Annotated in this window: 12 protein-coding genes; 5 read left to right on the top strand and 7 right to left on the bottom strand. The window is 45.3% G+C overall.

The annotated features are described in order from the left end of the window. The first annotated feature begins 2 nt into the window (after positions 1-2). The 3 genes from ACHUFM_RS11415 (at position 3) to ACHUFM_RS11405 (ending at position 1,415) form a co-directional block, all read left to right on the top strand. Positions 3-605, top strand: a complete 603-nt coding sequence (locus ACHUFM_RS11415; RefSeq protein WP_394182375.1) for a LysE family translocator — start codon at positions 3-5, stop codon at positions 603-605. Positions 606-614: 9 nt separating this feature from the next. Beyond that, the gene (locus ACHUFM_RS11410) at positions 615-932 is read left to right on the top strand and encodes a GIY-YIG nuclease family protein (RefSeq protein WP_394182374.1); all 318 of its coding nucleotides are present in this window, start codon (positions 615-617) and stop codon (positions 930-932) included. 84 nt (positions 933-1,016) lie between these two features. Continuing rightward, positions 1,017-1,415, top strand: coding sequence for a VOC family protein (locus ACHUFM_RS11405; protein WP_394182373.1), 399 nt, complete (start codon positions 1,017-1,019; stop codon positions 1,413-1,415). Positions 1,416-1,449: 34 nt separating this feature from the next. On the opposite strand, the gene ACHUFM_RS11400 is transcribed toward ACHUFM_RS11405, so the two are convergent. The 3 genes from ACHUFM_RS11400 to ACHUFM_RS11390 are packed head-to-tail and all read right to left on the bottom strand — an operon-like array spanning position 1,450 to position 5,687. Next, entirely contained in the window at positions 1,450-3,411 is a 1,962-nt protein-coding gene (locus ACHUFM_RS11400; RefSeq protein ID WP_394182372.1) for a RecQ family ATP-dependent DNA helicase, read from the bottom strand. Beyond that, the gene (locus ACHUFM_RS11395) at positions 3,393-4,361 is read right to left on the bottom strand and encodes a serine/threonine protein kinase (RefSeq protein WP_394182371.1); all 969 of its coding nucleotides are present in this window, start codon (positions 4,359-4,361) and stop codon (positions 3,393-3,395) included. Before ACHUFM_RS11395 ends, ACHUFM_RS11400 begins: the two co-directional genes overlap by 19 nt. 60 nt (positions 4,362-4,421) lie before the next feature. Then, entirely contained in the window at positions 4,422-5,687 is a 1,266-nt protein-coding gene (locus ACHUFM_RS11390; RefSeq protein WP_394182370.1) for a response regulator, read from the bottom strand. 210 nt (positions 5,688-5,897) lie between these two features. Here ACHUFM_RS11390 and ACHUFM_RS11385 point away from each other — a divergent pair, with 210 nt between their 5' ends. Then, positions 5,898-7,466 (top strand): methyl-accepting chemotaxis protein, encoded by a 1,569-nt coding sequence (locus ACHUFM_RS11385; protein ID WP_394182369.1) that lies wholly within the window; start codon positions 5,898-5,900, stop codon positions 7,464-7,466. Between the two features lie 4 nt (positions 7,467-7,470). Here ACHUFM_RS11385 and glgX read toward each other — a convergent pair whose 3' ends face one another. From glgX to ACHUFM_RS11365, 4 genes are all read right to left on the bottom strand, one after another. Continuing rightward, positions 7,471-9,507, bottom strand: coding sequence for a glycogen debranching protein GlgX (glgX, locus tag ACHUFM_RS11380; RefSeq protein WP_394182368.1), 2,037 nt, complete (start codon positions 9,505-9,507; stop codon positions 7,471-7,473). 28 nt (positions 9,508-9,535) lie between these two features. Then, the gene (glgB, locus tag ACHUFM_RS11375) at positions 9,536-11,728 is read right to left on the bottom strand and encodes a 1,4-alpha-glucan branching protein GlgB (protein ID WP_394182367.1); all 2,193 of its coding nucleotides are present in this window, start codon (positions 11,726-11,728) and stop codon (positions 9,536-9,538) included. A gap of 23 nt (positions 11,729-11,751) precedes the next feature. Continuing rightward, positions 11,752-14,877: a phosphorylase b kinase regulatory subunit alpha/beta gene (locus ACHUFM_RS11370; RefSeq protein ID WP_394182366.1), complete on the bottom strand. Its 3,126-nt coding sequence runs from the start codon at positions 14,875-14,877 to the stop codon at positions 11,752-11,754. 186 nt (positions 14,878-15,063) lie between these two features. Next, a complete protein-coding gene (locus tag ACHUFM_RS11365; RefSeq protein ID WP_394182365.1) occupies positions 15,064-16,674 on the bottom strand; it encodes a methyl-accepting chemotaxis protein in 1,611 nt (536 codons plus the stop codon). A gap of 158 nt (positions 16,675-16,832) precedes the next feature. On the opposite strand from ACHUFM_RS11365, the gene ACHUFM_RS11360 reads away from it, so the two are divergent. Next, a complete protein-coding gene (locus ACHUFM_RS11360; RefSeq protein ID WP_394182364.1) occupies positions 16,833-17,264 on the top strand; it encodes a YqaA family protein in 432 nt (143 codons plus the stop codon). Positions 17,265-17,301 lie beyond the last annotated feature (37 nt).

Raw genomic sequence — 17,301 nt, 5'->3', positions numbered from 1 at the left:
AGATGGATACATCGTTTTTTGTGGCATTGGCCATGTTTGCTTTTATTTCCTCGGTAACGCCAGGGCCAAATAACATCATGTTATTGGCATCTGGTGCGCAATTTGGTTTTCGTCGTACCATTCCGCATATGCTGGGGATTGTCCTTGGTATGTCCAGTTTGTTATTTGTTACCTTACTAGGGTTAGGGGCGGTGTTTAGTTTGTATCCGCCTTTATATTCTGTTTTGCAGTGGCTGGGCTGTGTCTATCTGCTGTGGTTGGCTTGGAAAATTGCCAGTGCGCCTGTTGGTCATCTTGAAAGTGATGAACTGGCGGCCAAGCCGATGAGTTGGTGGCAAGCGGCTTTATTTCAATATGTGAATCCAAAAGCTTGGATGATGTCCTTAGGTTGTGTTAGTACCTTTGCTATTGCTGGTGATCATTATTTGGCATCTGGCATGTCGATTTTACTGGCGTTTGCTTGTCTTGGTTTTATTGCTATCTCCATATGGGCTTGGGCGGGTATGAAAATACGTATTTGGTTGACGGAGCCGAAGCGCCAGCGTGGCTTTAATTACATGATGGGGCTGGCAACCGCGTTGACATTGTTTATGATTATTGGCTAAGGAGATAAGGTGACGGATTCGAAGCAAATAGCGGTGGCTAATAAGACAGACACAAATTGGAGCCTCTATATTATTAAGACTCGTCTGAATACCTTATATACAGGTATAAGTACCGATGTACACAGACGCTTTAAAGAGCATTCTGGCGACAGCAAAAAAGCAGCACGCTATCTGAGAGGAAAAGGGCCATTAGAGTTAGTTTGGCAGCATCCGGTAGGTTCAAAACGGGAAGCCTTGATGATTGAAAGTCGTATTAAAAAGCTCAACCGTCGTCAAAAACAAGGCTTAATAGACGGTCAAATGGACCTGATTTCCTTGTTGAATTGAGTTTGCTTTTTAAGCTTGTTTTTCTTTCTTATCCCTCGTAGCATGGCGCGATACCAACGGATTTGTACAGGAGATTAAGCGCGGATGATTAGTCATATTGACCACATAGTATTAACCGTTGCAGACATTGAGAATGCCGTCGCTTTTTATGAAAAAGTATTGCAGATGGAAGCCATTACTTTTGGCGAAGGTCGACGTGCGGTGCGTTTTGGTGAACAGAAAATCAACTTCCAAAAATTGGGTCAAGAACTGCGAAATCACGCCATGGAAGGAGCCGGTGATTTATGTCTGATTACGCATTGGCCACTCGAAAAGCTGGTGGCTCATCTCGAAGCTTGTGAGATCAACATCATCGAAGGCCCTGTCGCAAAGAGTGGTGCTATTGGGCCGATTCAATCGGTGTACTTTAATGACCCCGATAATAATCTGATTGAGGTGAGTGTGTTAGAATCTTCCTCAGACCCTCGCATTGAAGAGCAGTGAGTTTAAGTACCCTGTTTCCTATCTCGCGAGCGTCTTACTCTTGAAACTGTTTCCTTACCTGTGCGTAAACGGCCTGATAAGATGCTTGTTCAAAATTACCAAAGCCTGGCAATTGACGGGCTTTTATTTTAGTGAAAATAGGCTGATTCAGGCCAGTTAAAAAGCGTGTGATCAAGGTTGCCGTGACACGTATGTCGGGCGCTTTTTGTTGTACAGCCTGACCAAAGGGCTTTATGTATTCATCCACGCTATCCAAAGATGGTGTCAGCGACGAGTGCAGCGGTGGAAAATGCAACACACTGTGTCGACATACTGAGCAATGTCCACAATGCTCAGGCGCTTGTTGATCGCCAAAGTAACGGGCCAAATTGTGATTCAGGCATCGGTCTAATTCGAAGAATCGAATCATGGTCGCAATACGTTCTATTTCTGATGTCTCTTTCTGCTGAACGTATTCATCCAACTGCTCTAGTAAAAGTGTATCTTGCAGTCTTTCAGGGTATACCTGATAAACCTCAGTCAGACTTTTACTGTCTAGAGTAAGTGCCTGTTGCTGCTCGGCAAATTCCAGCATTTCTAATACTTGTTGACGGTTTAAATTGGCGTTGTTTTGCAGCCATTCAAAGTCAGGAACACCCCAGATTTTTTTGAAATGAATGCCTTCTAGTAGCATGGGGAAGCTGGTTTGCCAATGGGGAGGTAACTGCCGCATAAACTGCTGAGGATCCATTTCCCACTTTACTTTAATGTCTGCGTAGTAGCTGTATTTAGGGGCAATGACTTGCTTGAGTTCAAGCTGAACCAAGAGTGTTTTTAAGGCCAACGAGCGAATGTTCGTGTGATTGGCCAAATGATAAAGCTGCGTTTCCCATTCTTGTCGTTCTGTTTCTTGCACTATGGTGTCAAGCAAGCAGGCAATATTATGACGTTCAGGAGTGTCGCCATAAACAAAGTTTTCTAAGGTATGTAGACCTTCTAGATTCGCCAACAAAATACATTTGCTAGGCTTTTGGTCGCGGCCAGCACGGCCAATTTCTTGACTGTAATTCTCGATGGATTTTGGCAAGTCATAATGCACCACTAGACGTATGTCTGCTTTGTCTATGCCCATACCAAAGGCAATGGTGGCGACAATGATGCGTGTCTGACCAGACATGAAGAACTCTTGTATCTGTGCTCTGTCCTCACTGTTTAGTCCTGCATGGTAGGCTTGAGCTTGATAACCTTGCTGAATCAGAGATTGTGCAACGTCTTCAGCGGTCTTTTGTAAGGTGACATAGACAATGCTTGCCCCTTGCGTGTGCCTTAGAATTTGATCAAGCTGATCGTTTTTTTGTCTGGCCGGAATGGGTTGTAATTCGATGTCCAAATTGGGTCGATAAAAACCGGTTTGGACAATGTGTTGCGGTTGGATTTGGAATTTTTGTGCCATGTCTTTTTGCACTCGACGAGTGGCGGTGGCGGTGAGCAATAATACCAGTGGAATTTTTAGTTCCTGTTGATAAAACGGCAGTTTCAGATAATCCGGTCGAAAGTTATGACCCCATTCCGAAATACAATGTGCTTCGTCCACAACGAGTAGTGAAATGGCAACTTGCTGGATAAAACGGCGGAAATTTTCATTCTTGAAACGTTCCACTGAAATCATCAGAATTTTGATTTGGCCTGTTTTTACCCCTGCCATGACCGCTTGGCTTTCTTCGCGACTTTGTGTGGAATCTAAACTGGCGGCCACAATGCCTTTGGCTTTTAAAAAAGCCAATTGGTCATGCATTAGCGCGATCAGAGGAGAAATCACCAGCGTGAGGTGGGGTAACTGAGTTGCTGTGTATTGATAGCACAACGACTTACCTGAACCTGTTGGGAACACGGCAAGCGAAGAGTGCCCCGTTAACAGTTGTTCAACCACTGGGGCTTGTCCTTGACGAAAGGACTCAAAACCAAACAATGACTTAAGGTTTGCATTAAGAGACGTCATCAGAGAATTTGTCCCCATTCGTTTTGGCATTCTTTTAATTCATTCAAGTGATTCAGCCAATATTCTTCACTGGCAAACCAGGGGAATGCTTTAACAAACGCTGGATCTGTTTGTCGCTGAAGCAGCCAAGCCGCGTAACAAATCACACGAGTGCATTTGAAAACATCAATCAAGGCCAGTTCTCTAGAGTCAAATGCTTGGTAGCTTTCATAGCCTTCTAACAGCTCACTTAGCTGTTGTTTGGCAAGGTTCACTTGAGTCAGATGCAACCATAAGTCTTGAACGGCCAGCCCATTTTGGCAGTCGTCAAAATCCAGTAGGTGGAATTGTTCGTTACTGAGGATGAGGTTGCTGCGATGACTGTCGCCATGAATAGGGCGTAATTGAGCTGGCCAATAGCGTTGGATTTGTGTCTCACACAAGTCATATAAGCTTGCAACCTGTTGTTGGTAAGACGCTTTTAATACTTTGGGCAGCGCGGTACTGTCAAGAATACGAGCAGCGGCAGTGCGAATGTGCTCAAGGGGAGATACCTCGATGCGATGCTTAAAGGGGTCTTTACCAAGACTCTGATGCAATTGGCCAATCAGCTCACCAATTTGAAACAACTGATCTAGATTTTCGGCTTCTGGGTGTTGGCCCACAAGTCTTGGTGACAGACAAAATACCAACCCCTGATGAGTAAACACACTTTGACCTTCAATCACATGAGGGGCGACGACAGGCAGCCCTTTATTGGCCAATTTGATTAATGTATCGTGTTCTTCTTGAATTTGAGACAGCGTCCAACGGTTTGGGCGATAGAACTTTACAATAAGAGGTGACGCTTCTTCAATGCCTACTTGATAGACACGGTTTTCATAGCTGTTCAGAGGGTAAATTCTGGCATCTGTCCAAAAGCCGAGTGACTCCACTGCATCGAGGATGACATCGGGCATAAGATTCGAAAAGTCTTGGTTAGACGACATAAAATGGACACACTCTTATTGGCTAATGGATATCGCCCAGACAGTAAAAGGAAATGGGGTTTATAGCAAGCCAAGACGCTTTTTCAGCGTGTGTTTTTGAGCATCCGTGAGAGGCGAAGCTTGCCCTGACTTAATTAATCGGTTCCATTGCTTCCAAGACTTAATGGCTTCCCCAGTGTGTTCACGGGTGAGATATTGCTGTATTTCAATGCGAAATGAATTGGAGATAGCCGCCGGGTTGGCTTTACCAAAGGAACGTAAACGAATTAAAGAGCGTTTAAACTTATCTGCTAGTTTCGCGTTGTCACCGCCGGCATTCATCATATTGGTGAGACACTTGAGGTACTCATAGTAGTATTCGACTTTCTCATTGATGGTGTCACGAGTGAGACGAATAATCCGAGAATAGGCGTGTTCAGCTGTTTCCCAATCGGCGACTTTGGCGCTTAAATCCGCCAAGCGCAAACAACGGTCGTTCGATCTTGGTGAGACTTCAAGGGCTCGTTTCATGGCAAACTGTGCATCTTCAAGGTTACCTTGATCTTCTTGTGCATCCGCCAGCAAATCATAGGCTGATAGAAAGTGACGGCTTAGTTCAATGGTCTGCTCTAACTTCTTTATCGCTGCTCCCACGGCACCCAGTTGCATTTCGCATTGTGCGATACCGTAATGGGCCCAAGCGAGCGTTTTATGATTCTTAATGATCAACATGTAGTGACTTTTCGCATCTTTATAGCGGCCACGGGCATACAAAGATTCCCCAATGATTTTTAGACATTGGCTGGCGAAATGAGGGTATTCCGCCATGATGCTTTTTGCCTGCGCTTCCATCTTTTCGTATTCATTGAGTTTACGAGCAGTGTTGATGCCTTCGAAGATCTTCTTTTGCTTTTGAACTTTTTCAAGACGACGGAAAAAAGCGGCGGGCGGGAAGGGTTTTACTAGATAGCTGTCGGGTTGGTATTCCAACACACTGACTACACTTTCATAGGCCGTATCTGCGGTTACCATAATAAAAATAGTGGAATGATCTTGCGCGTAGTTTTTGCGCGACGTTTCTAGGATCTGTTGGCCGTCGATGCTGCCACCAAGGTTATAGTCAGAGAGAATAACATCGTAATGTTTTTCTAGGATTCGCTTGATGGCCATTTGGCCAGAGTATTCCACATCAATTTTGCTGTAACCTAATGACGTCATTAATGACTTTAGCATAATGCGCATTTCACCAATGTCTTCTATAATCAGAACACGTTTTTGCGAAATGTCCACGATTTCTTGGTGTATGCTGTTGCTACTGTCAACGTTGAATGCGGTTACATCTGTCAAACTACTACCTAATACCTAAAATCCATTAGAGTCTTGTTATATCACGTTCATGATAAAAATCCTAAGACTGCAATGTAATAGATCGTATGCTAAGGATGTTATTGAATGAAGGTTATGGACTTAGACTTTAGTCGTATCTGATCCGATTTACATTGACCCAGATTAATCCGAGCCTAGGATAAAAAAATAATTATAATAAAGGATGATACTATGTTGTACTTTCAAATGAGCTGCGTACTAGGGCTCTTTATCCTATTTGCCATGGGTTATTTCTCTGGTGATATTGCCTTACCTTATAGCCTCATCGGTGCTTTGTTAGCCGGGTTGACCTTGTGGCGTACTTATCTTGAGAAACGACTTAATCTACCGGATAAAGTAGGGGATGCGTCAGCCATTTATTCCTCATCCTCTTATTCTGAAATCGGTCAAAATGTTACCCAAGCCACTTCTCGTATGGCCATCGGTGCTGCTGAAGTGTCTCACTTTGTCGATTCATTAAGTAAAGATATCCACCATACACATCAAGACAGTGAGCAAATTACTCAAGCGGTAGAGACCTTATCTAGTACAGGTTTGAGCTTGTCTAATAACTTGGGGCAGCTTGCCAAAACCATGTCGGATACCGCGCAATCAAGCAGCACAGCGCAGACCGCTTTGTCACAAAGTGCTGATCAGATTAATGAACTGACAGAAAAGGTACAAAGTGCTAATGATCAACTGGCCAAATTGACCAAAAGTGCTGACGACATTGACCGTATCACTGAGGTGATTAAAGGGGTATCAGAGCAAACGAACTTGTTGGCATTGAATGCTGCAATTGAAGCCGCAAGGGCTGGTGAACAAGGACGTGGTTTTGCGGTGGTGGCGGATGAAGTACGAGCGTTGGCGGGAAAAAGTGCGGACGCGTCAGAGCAAATATCTGCCTTGCTGATTGAAGTTAGGCACAACAGTTCGGGTACAAATCAAGAAATGCATGCGTTAAAGAGTCTATCTGAGTCTTTGTCGGCAACCTTATTGGGAGAAACCGATCGCTTTATTGCGTTAACGGAGGAAGTGCAAAATGCCTCTCTCGTGTTATCCGAAGTGGAAAGCAGTGGCGAAGAATTGGGAACCGTCAGTTCACAAATAAGTGGCTCAATTGCTCGTATTGGTCAATCTTTGCAAGATATCTCTCAGCGCAGTGATCGCTTATCTGAAGAAGCGGCCAGCTTGAGTAATGGCGCTGAAATCGTTTTCCGCGAGTTAGACAAAGTGGATTCAGACTTGTTCTTTTCGAAACTATTGCAAACAGCACAACAGGCAGCCCAGCAAATTGGTCTGGCCTTGGAAGCCGCTATTGATCAAAACCAACTCACAATAAAACAGGTTTTCTCGCAAGACTATCAAGTCATTCAAGGCACGAATCCGACAAAATACAGTACCGCTTACGATCATTACAGCGACCAAACTTTTCCGGCTATTCAGGAGGAAGTTTTAGAGCGACATGAAGAAGTCATGTTTGCGGGGGCCGTCGATCTCAATGGTTATTTTCCAACTCACAATAGAAAATTCAGTCAACCGTTAACCGGGGATTATGATAAGGATTTAGTGAGTAACCGTACCAAACGCATTTTTGATGACCCAACCGGGCGTCGCTGTGGTGCTCACACGGAGAGCTTCTTATTACAAACCTATAAACGTGATACAGGGGAAATACTTCACGATTTATCCGTGCCTATTTATGTGAAAGGACAGCACTGGGGTGGCTTTCGTATGGGCTTTAAATCCTCAAGGGCATAGATTTTTAGAGCCTAACTAAAGCCACACTGGCACCTGAGCAAGTAACATGTTTGTCTGTCAATTGAACATTTGGTGATTGAAAGAGCACTTCGGCCTTCACCTCCTGATCTTGGTCTGACAGGGAAGGAAAAGGCAGGTTAATTGGCGTTGCTTGGTTGTAAAAGATCAGCCATAAGCGACTGCTGAGGTTGGCCGTGGTTAACAGTAAGGCGATAAAATGTCGATCCGGGGTGTGCCAATCTTCGTGGCTCATAGTGTCACTGTTTTCATTTAGCCAAGTCACTTGGTCGGCTGGTAAATGCTGGAATAAAGCATCATCTTCAAGGTGTACCTCGGCCAAAATAGGGTAGGCTTTGCGTAATGCCATGAGTTGGCTGATGGTGTCTTTTAATATTTGGCTCTGTGATGCTTTAGACCAATTGAGCCAAGTGATGTCATTGTCTTGGCAGTAGGCATTGTTATTACCTTGTTGACTGTGAGACAGCTCATCGCCGCCTAGTAGGTGAGGGGTGCCTTGGCTTAATAATAAGGTGGCAAGAAAGCAAATTTTCTGGTTGAGTCGCAAGGCCAGTATTTCGGGGTCTTGGGTGTCGCCTTCAATACCGAAATTTTGACTGATGTTATCGCCATGACCATCTCGATTGTCTTCCATATTGGCAAGGTTGTGGCGTGCCTCGTAAGACACCAAATCCTCTAACGTAAAACCGTCATGATAGGTAATATAATTGACGGAATTCAACGCGCTCTTATGGCCTTTATGGAAACAATCTCTTGACCCTAAAAGCCGTGTGGCGAATTCGGCTATCATGCCTGAATCACCATGCCAAAACCGCTTCACTGAGTCGCGGTATTTATCATTGCATTCTAAAAATCCCTTCGGGAATTGCCCGACTTGGTAACCGTTTGGGCCGATGTCCCAAGGCTCCATGACAAGACAGGTTTGGCTTAAGATTGGATCTTGTAAGATGGCTTGCAGTAAAGGCGCATTGGCGCTGAAGTCATGGTCAGTTCGACCTAGATCCACGCCTAAGTCAAAGCGAAAACCATCTACGCCCATGACATCCACCCAATAACGCATGCTGTCACAAATGAGGCGGATACTGGCTGGGTTAAAGGTATCGAAGCAGTTTCCGCAGCCTGTGTAGTTTAAGTATTGTCCCGCGTGATGACGGTAATAGCGTCCGTTGTCTAACCCTCTAAAACTGACACAAGATTGATCCAATTCGCTTTCAGCCGTGTGGTTATAGACCACGTCCAAAATAACTTCGAATCCCGCCTCCCTGAGTCCATCAATCATGGCTTGAAATTCGACTACCGCATCGTTTTGAGCATAGGACGGTTCTGGGGTAAAAAAGTTGATTGGGTTGTATCCCCAATAATTATTTAGCCCCAGCTGGTGCAGATGCCTTTCGGTCATAAAGGTAAAGCAAGGCATCAACTGAATGGTGGTGATATTGAGAGACTGTAAATGGGCAATCGCGGGGCGAGAAATGACGCCTAAGTATTTTCCCTTGTGTTGTTCGTCAATGTCCAGCTGTTGGGTAAAGCCTTTTACGTGCAGTTCATATAGGCTGCGCTCATGGCTCGCCACATTGACTCTAGCAGGTCGTGTGGTTTGAACCTTGGGTTCTATGGCCAGACATTTAGGCACGCAATGAGCAGAGTCTTGTGCTTGGATCACACCTTGTTCAGTAATAGCAACTTGATCTGGGTGCCAAACTAATTTATCGGTTAGGGCTTTTGCGTAAGGGTCAATGAGCAGCTTGGCTGGGTTAAACACGAGTTGTTTTTCCGGCTCAAATGGACCTTCGGCTCGAATGCCGTATCTTTGTCCCGCCTTTAACCCCAACACGAGCATTTGCCAAATGCCTCTGTGCTTGGCAATGAAGGGAATGCATTCCAATTCTTGGTCATGTTCATCAAATAGGCATAGGTACAATTGACTTGCGTCTTCTGATACCACGGCGAAATTGATCCCATCGGGATGGATAGAAGGGCCCAACGGAAAGGTTTGGCCTTGGGTCACCTGATATGCGCTCACCTTGAATTCTCCTTGTTAAATCGCCGAATCAATCCTGCTGCCAAGTTAAAATTAGTCCACACAAAGGGGGAACCTGTAGCTCGACGCTATTCGCCCGGCCGTGATGCGATATAGGCTCGGTTGAATAGGTTGATTGCTGGGTAAACTGGCTGCCTTGGTAAACGGCATCATCCGTATTCATTATCACTCGATATTTTCCTGCTTCGGGCACACCAATTCGATAGTAATAATGAGGCGTAGGTGTGAAATTAATAATCACCAAAAGGTGCTCAGAGGTGTCTTTAGCGCGTCGTACAAAGGCCAGAATACTGTTCTGGTTGTCATCATGACTGATCCATTCAAAGCCCTCTGCAGAATGATCGCAATGCAAACTGACTTGTTGCTGATAAAGTTGGTTTAGGTCTTTAGTCAGATCCTGTTGAGCCTTGTGATAGGCAATGTCGAGTAAATGCCAGTCGAGTGATCGTTCGTGACTCCATTCTTGTCCCTGCGCGAATTCATTTCCCATGAAGTTTAGTTTTTTACCTGGATGACAATACATGTAAGCCGAAAAGGCGCGCAAGTTTGCAAATTTCTGCCACGCATCGCCAGGCATCTTGTCGATCATCGAGTACTTACCGTGTACGACTTCATCATGGGAAATGGGCAAAACGAATTGCTCATCAAACGCGTACACCATGCTGAAGCTCAATGCGCCTTGATGATATTGTCGATAAATCGGGTCACGTTGCATGTAATCTAGCGTGTCATTCATCCACCCCATGTTCCACTTAAAACCAAAGCCTAAGCCATTCATAAAGGTTGGTTTAGAAACGCCAGGAAAAGCGGTCGATTCCTCAGCCACGGTAAAACATCTGGGGTGATTAAGGTAAATGGTTTCATTAAGTTTTCGCAGAAATGCGATGGCTTCATAGTTGTGATTGCCGCCGTCTTGGTTTGCAATCCATTCGCCTTCTTCGCGAGCGTAATCAAGGTATAACATAGAGGCGACAGCATCGACGCGTAAACCATCAATATGAAACTCTTCTAACCAATAAACCGCGTTACTGATTAAATAATTGACCACATGATCTTTGCCGAAATCATAGATTAAAGAGTTCCATTCTGGATGCCAGCCCTTTTTTGGGTCTGGGTACTCGTATTGTTTGCTGCCATCAAAATTCGCCAAACCATGACTGTCAGCCGGAAAATGCGCAGGCACCCAATCCATAATTACACCAATGCCTGCGTGGTGAAAGGCATCAACCAAAGCCTTAAAGTCTTCAGGGTGACCAAAGCGTGATGTCACGGCATATAGCCCAACGGGTTGATACCCCCAAGAGCCATCAAAAGGGTATTCGGTGATGGGCAATAACTCTACGTGGGTGTAGCCCATGCTTTTAACATAAGGCACCAGCTGATCTTTGAGTTCTAAATAGCTGAGCGGCTGATTGTCTGGTTTGCGACGCCATGAACCGATATGTACCTCATAAATGCTCATGGGCCGCTCGTAGAGATCCTCAACGGAGCGTTGACGCCAGTCTGAGTCGGTCCAAACATGGTGACGGTCAAAGCATGTGATGCTGGCAAATGATGGGAATTGTTCAATCTGTTGTGCGTAAGGGTCCGTACGATGAGGTAATAATTCACCGTCATGGGCGCGAATTTCAAATTTATAACGTGCGCCATGGTTGACGTCTGGTATAAACAAGCGCCATATGCCATCGCCGTTACTCGACATTGGGTGAACTCGTCCATCCCAACTATTAAAATCTCCCACCACAGACACAGAGCGAGCGGCCGGAGCGTAGACAGCAAAACGAGCCCCTTGGATGCTTAGTTCATCATGAATGTACGCACTACGCTGAATGGCTCCTTGGCTCTTAAAAAGATTCGCTGTGTGGTGTTCAGGGTCTTTGAAACTGCTGTCAGCAAACTGATATGGATCGACGATAGTATGGTGATTACCATCTTGGTATTGGATTTTTAGTCGATAATGTGTGTGACCAATGTCCTCAGGCCAAGGGGCGGTAAAGAGCCCACTGAGTTCAGAGGGCGTCATTTGCATCAGAGTTTTATCTTGATCAATGGCTAAAACTAGAACGGACTCCGCTTCAGGTTGCCACACATACAAGGTTTGCTGTTGAGTCACTGGATCTTGGTGACGTCCTAAACACCCAAAAGGGTCGGCACATTGCGTTTTCGCTAAATCTTGAAACAAGTCGTGCTTGACTAAATCCATTCAATTCTCCAGCCAGAGTCAATTTATTCACTCGATGAATGTTGGTACTGATGACTATGAAGCTTGCTGACCGCCCAGCGCAAGAACTGATTGGCTTTGCTTGGTGTGATCTGGGCAAAGTCATCCACGGCCGCTGCAATTTGATCTTCTTCAGGATGTTCTGCCTGATACTGTTTAGCATAGTCCATAGCGGCTTGAGACACTAATACAGGAAGGTTGACCTCCTGCTCAAATTGACATTTTTTGTGTTGCTGACAGAACTGAATGAAGGCGTATAAGCCCTCAAAAATTAAACTCTTATACCAACTAGGGTGAATGTCAGAGGTGAGATCTTCGACGAGTAGGGCAAAGGTGTCTTCCCCAGGTGTCATGGAGTTTAAAGCGCGTTTGCAGTCGAGTCGTGTATTGCTTTGTAAGTCACCAAAGACAATAGTATTGACGTGACTTAGACTTTCCCAAAATTGCAGCAAAAGACTATCCGGTAGTTTGGTAATCATGCCTTGCTCTGAGCGCCACTCGAACCAGTCAATGTCTTTTAGGGCCCCTTGGGCATCTGTGGTGTGGTGGTATCGCAAGCTGGTGGCAACGTGGGCGAATTCGTCGTGTTTTTGTTTTAACACATGCTCAAGGGCAAAGTAGAGTGCGCTTGGAGATACTTTAGCCAAAGTATCATAGATAGGAGCGGAGTCTTCTGGGTCAAAGTAGCGAGCACACAGCATTACAAGGTTATGAATGCGAATGGTGCGGATCCCCGAAAAGAAGTCTGGCTGAGTGCGGATTAAGGTACCGGCGATGGCAATTAATTCATGACACAGAACTAGACTGATGGCACTGCTGGACGTCTTTCTCATCGCTTCAAGAATGGCGTCTTGATGTAAGGGGGAGCTGATTTCAATCTCGCTGTCTGGGGTTTCGCCAACAACTAAGAAACGTTGTCTTACTGTAATATCTGCGATGTAGGTCGCTAGATCCGTGGTTGGTGTAATCAACAGAGCATAGAGTTGCCGAGCGGCACGCCAGTTCTCAGAGATAAGGGTTTGCAAATAGACTTTATGCAGTACTTTGTATGCAGTCGTGGCTGGCGTTGAATTGGGTAAGGTATTCATCAAGGCTTTACGTTCCCCGAGCAAGGTCAGGCAATGTACGGCTTGATTAAGAGAAGGGGGTTCAGACAACTGCGCTAATAGGTTGTCGGTCGTGGCATGCTCTTGGTCAAGGGAGAAGTATTGATCATCGTCCGCCAGTGGCCAGCTGCGTTCATGATGGCTTAATTGAATGCCCAACTGCAGTGAGTCACTCGGCTTCATGGTAATGACGCGACGATTGCCTGATTTGAATGCGTTTTTAGCGGATTGTGGGATGACGCGATAAGCATCATTTTCACGCTTTTGTAAAAGACGAATGAATTCAAACAGTTCATGACTGTTGCTCATTTCACTGATGGCTTCGTCAATTAAAATAGTAAACACCGCGTTGGCTTGGTAATACCAATGATTTGCTAAGCTGGTAAGCTCATTTCGAATGTGCGCTTGGAACAAATCAGGGTCAATCTTACGGTAATCTTTGTCTTCGTTTTGTATCCAAGAGAGACACAAATAATGCTCGTTATTGATGCTAAACGCCTGTGACGTTGCCAAACTATTGAGGGCGCGATTTGGACGACCGGTTAAGCCGAGGGAAGTGGATTCACCCAAGTGTTGATAGGTTGTCACCAGCTGTTCCGCGGTAATGGCTTTGAGAGGGGCAATTTCTTCAAGGGTTTGGCACAAGCAGCCCGCGTCCATCAGCTTTTGTTTGACTTTATCGTTTTGCGCCAAAATCACCATAGACGTGGTGATTTTATGTTTTCTATGTTGGATTTTGTGCAATCCTAGCGGGTCTAGGTCGTCAGTTTTAATCAGCTCTTCATCAAGCATTTTACCGACAAGGTATAAGCTCTGCGCCCACACCAGCGGTAAATTGTCATTCGGCAAACGACGTTGCGAACCGGGCTTTTCTTTTTCCGCTAAGATGTTCTCTTGCGGGACATAGTAGAGCTCAGGTAAGAGTTTTTGGCCGTCTTTTTCAACCATTAGGGTTTCGAGTTTGTGGCGATAATAATTGGCACTTTCCCAATCACGTGCAAACAGACGATCGATGTATAAGTAAGTAAAAAACAGCGGCCACTCTGACTCAATGTGTTCAAAGTTAATGAGCTCATCGTATTCATAATGAATCCGGTTTTTGTCTTCCAAAACGGACTGGTGGCCGTCCAGAAGAAAGCGTTTACAACCGTATTCCCCGCCTAATTTATTGAGGATTTCTTGCCGAGTTCGTCGGGTAAGTTTTTCATCGTTTACGGCAAAAGCAGGAAAGCCAATGATGCTTAAAATAGCGCTATCCACTTCTTTCGAGCGAGACTCTTTCGGTAATAATGATTGCAAAACCGAACCCGCCCGTGCGACCGCATCGGCAAAGGAGTGAACCACGGCCCATTCAGGACCGTCATCACCAAACAGATTTAAACCATCCATGGCTTCCATGGCGGCTTTGGCCATGCCAACGGAACTGGCATTGATTTCAGCCTTGCCATTATTCACCTTATTACCACGTTCCCAGATGCCGTAATCTGGCGTGCGATAGGTGCGTGAAATGTAATAGATTAGGTTTTGAATAAAATTGAATTCATCACGAGAAAAAATGATTTTACTGCCGGCTTTGGTCATTTGCGCCATCATCAGCAAATAAAAGCTGGTGGCATCGATTTGCAAATGCCCCCAAGCATCATCTGCGACAGCTTCTAAACCGGTTTTCGTGTCGTATTTGGCGTGTAAGGCGTCTTTGGGGGCAAGACTGTGTTTGAAGGCTTCCACTTTGTGGGATTGTCGCATCATAGCAAACAGCAAGCCTCGCATCATCTTGATGCAAGCAAACTCTAGCTCATGAGCCCGCTTATCGGTATCAGAGGCACGTTTATAAGCCAAATATAAGGCCCAAACGGCTTGGATACTATAGACATTATCACGAACCCAAGCATCGGTATAATTCCCGTGGTTATTAATGCTGGTGCTGGCAGGAAAGAGCCCAGTGACAGGGTGCTGGCGCGATAAAATCACCGCTTGAATGTGTTGATAAAGAGAGTCGAGCGTATTTTGCGTATCGGACGGCATTTCTATTTCTACCCTTTAATAGCGTAATGAAAATAGGAACTCTTCGTACAACCTTTGGATCACTATACCCAAATAAAATGAAACTCACCAATAAGTTAAAGTCGTAAACCGGCCTGTTTGCAAATTATTTGTTTATTAAAGAGGAGGATTGGGCGTTTGCTCAGGCTGAAACGCCCAATCATGCTGTTAGATACTGAATTGATGGACCAGCTGGCGCAGCTGTGTCGCACAGTCTTGTAATTGATCAACCGAAGTTCGAATGTCGGTTGAGTTGTTGTTGTTTTCCTGACAAATCACCGCAATGTCGCCCAAGGCTTGGTGAACCGTTTGAGAGGATTCGTGTTGGCGGTCCGCTGCCTGACTGATGTGGCTGTTTAATTGCGAAATGGAAATCACCCCATCAGCAATTTCTGAAAAGGCTTGCCCAGCTTCCGCGGTTTGGTTCGCACCTTGGTTGGCCGTACTTTGTGCCGACTCCATCACGCCCACCGCCGTATCGGTTTGTTGTGTTAAACGATTAATCAAACCACCGATTTCGGTGGCGGCCAATTGGGATCTTTGGGCTAGATGTCGAACCTCGTCTGCGACTACCGCAAACCCACGTCCTTGTTCACCCGCACGTGCTGCTTCAATGGCTGCATTTAACGCCAATAAATTGGTTTGTTCGGCCACTTCGGAAATGATGCCCAGCCGCTCGTGAATGTGTGTGACTTCTTCTCGTAAGGTTTGTATTTGTTGAGCAGCCTGACCAACTTCATGGGAGAGACGTTGAATGTCTTGATTGGCTTTATCCATCACACCCAAGCCTTGTTTTGAGTGTTGACCAAGCTCTTGTGTTTTATTTTTTGCCTGTTCAGCAATGCCTAATGCTTCTTCTACTGACGTCATGACACTTTGCATTAATTCGGTGGCTTGATCTGTGTTCGAAAGTTGGCGCGCCACCCCTTCAACGGTTTTTTGTGTGGACTTATTGGTTTGCCCAACAATGCCGTCTAGGGTTTCGCTGGAGTGCGTGACATTGCGTACGATGCTTTGAAAATCATTCATCATGCTGTTGAATGCTTTTGCCATCGCGCCCATTTCATCTTTGCCGCTAAATTCCACTCGCTGGGTAAGATCGCCTGAGTGCTGAACGGTTGTCATGGTATGGCACAAACTGGTAACACGGGTGGTGACCATATGAATAATAAACAAGGCTGTCCCGCCAACGACTAAGGTTAAAATCCCCACTAGAATGGCGTAGTCCACTAGAGCCACCAAAAAAAAGTTCGTGACAGCATCCATGGACGTCGTAGTGATAATCGTTAGTTGCCATGGTTTAAAATCCAAGGCGCTGGCAATCATACTGTGTTCATTCCCCGTTGAATCTTGATAATGAAATTCAATGTTTTGATGCGCCGTGTTTGATTTTGGTGACGCTTTTAATGCTGCAGTTAAAGACGCTGGGGGCTGCTGATGAGCATAAGATGCTGGAGCGTTGATTAATTCGCGCCCATTGTTTTCCAATACCCAAACACTTTGCTCTTCACCATAACGAAACTCGGATAAAAGGGTTAAGGCGTCTTGCTTTGCCTGTTGAGGGGATATTTGATTGTTTTCTTGTTGTTGATAAAGAGATAATAAAGACGTGTTTACAATGTCGAGAATGTCAGCTGTGCGTTCTTTACGTGCATCCACGTGGCTATAAAAAAGCGACGAAAGCGACACCAAAATTAACGCCGTTGTCCCCAGTGACATTAAACCGATGATGGCCCAGAGTTTATAGCGAATTTTGATATCATTTATGCGATTGAGCATGGTTTGCCTCCGTGCTTCGGCTCTCTTGATTTTGTTATATAGAATTCATTCAGCTAGTAGGATTAATTATTTTTATGATTATTGCTAGCCGATTTTCATGAGCTAGATCATGGTTTTGGTGAATGACCCCGAAAGTCTGTTAGAAGGTAAGAAGTAACTTGGAATATGTCACCATTTTGGTCGTATCATTTTTGTCGGCCACTGTATTACCTTTGGGTTCTGAGGCCTTGTTGCTGTTTTACGCGGCGCAAGAAACCATTAGCCTTATTCTGCTTTGGACCTGGGCAACCATGGGGAATAGTTTAGGGGCCGTAACCACTTGGATACTTGGTGCTTACCTTACTCGTTTTGAAGGGCGCCGATGGTTCCCCGTTGACTCAAAAAAGCACATAAAAGCAGAATATTACTTTAATCGCTATGGTGTATGGAGTTTGCTCTTTACTTGGCTACCCATTATAGGCGATGGTATAGCTTTGGCCGCAGGTGTTTTTAGAACCTCGCTTTGGTATTTTATCCCCTTAGTGGTGCTTGGTAAGGCTAGCCGCTATGCTTTGATTTTGTGGGGACAACACCTAATATATGCTGGCTAAAGGTATTTTTTGTCTTGCAGATTGTTGGCGGCGATAA

The sequence above is a fragment of the Marinomonas posidonica genome (assembly GCF_043643765.1).
In the GTDB taxonomy this organism is placed as follows: domain Bacteria; phylum Pseudomonadota; class Gammaproteobacteria; order Pseudomonadales; family Marinomonadaceae; genus Marinomonas; species Marinomonas posidonica_A.
The sequence above is the reverse complement of the archived record's forward strand: the minus strand, read 5'-3'. Positions and strand labels throughout refer to the sequence as shown.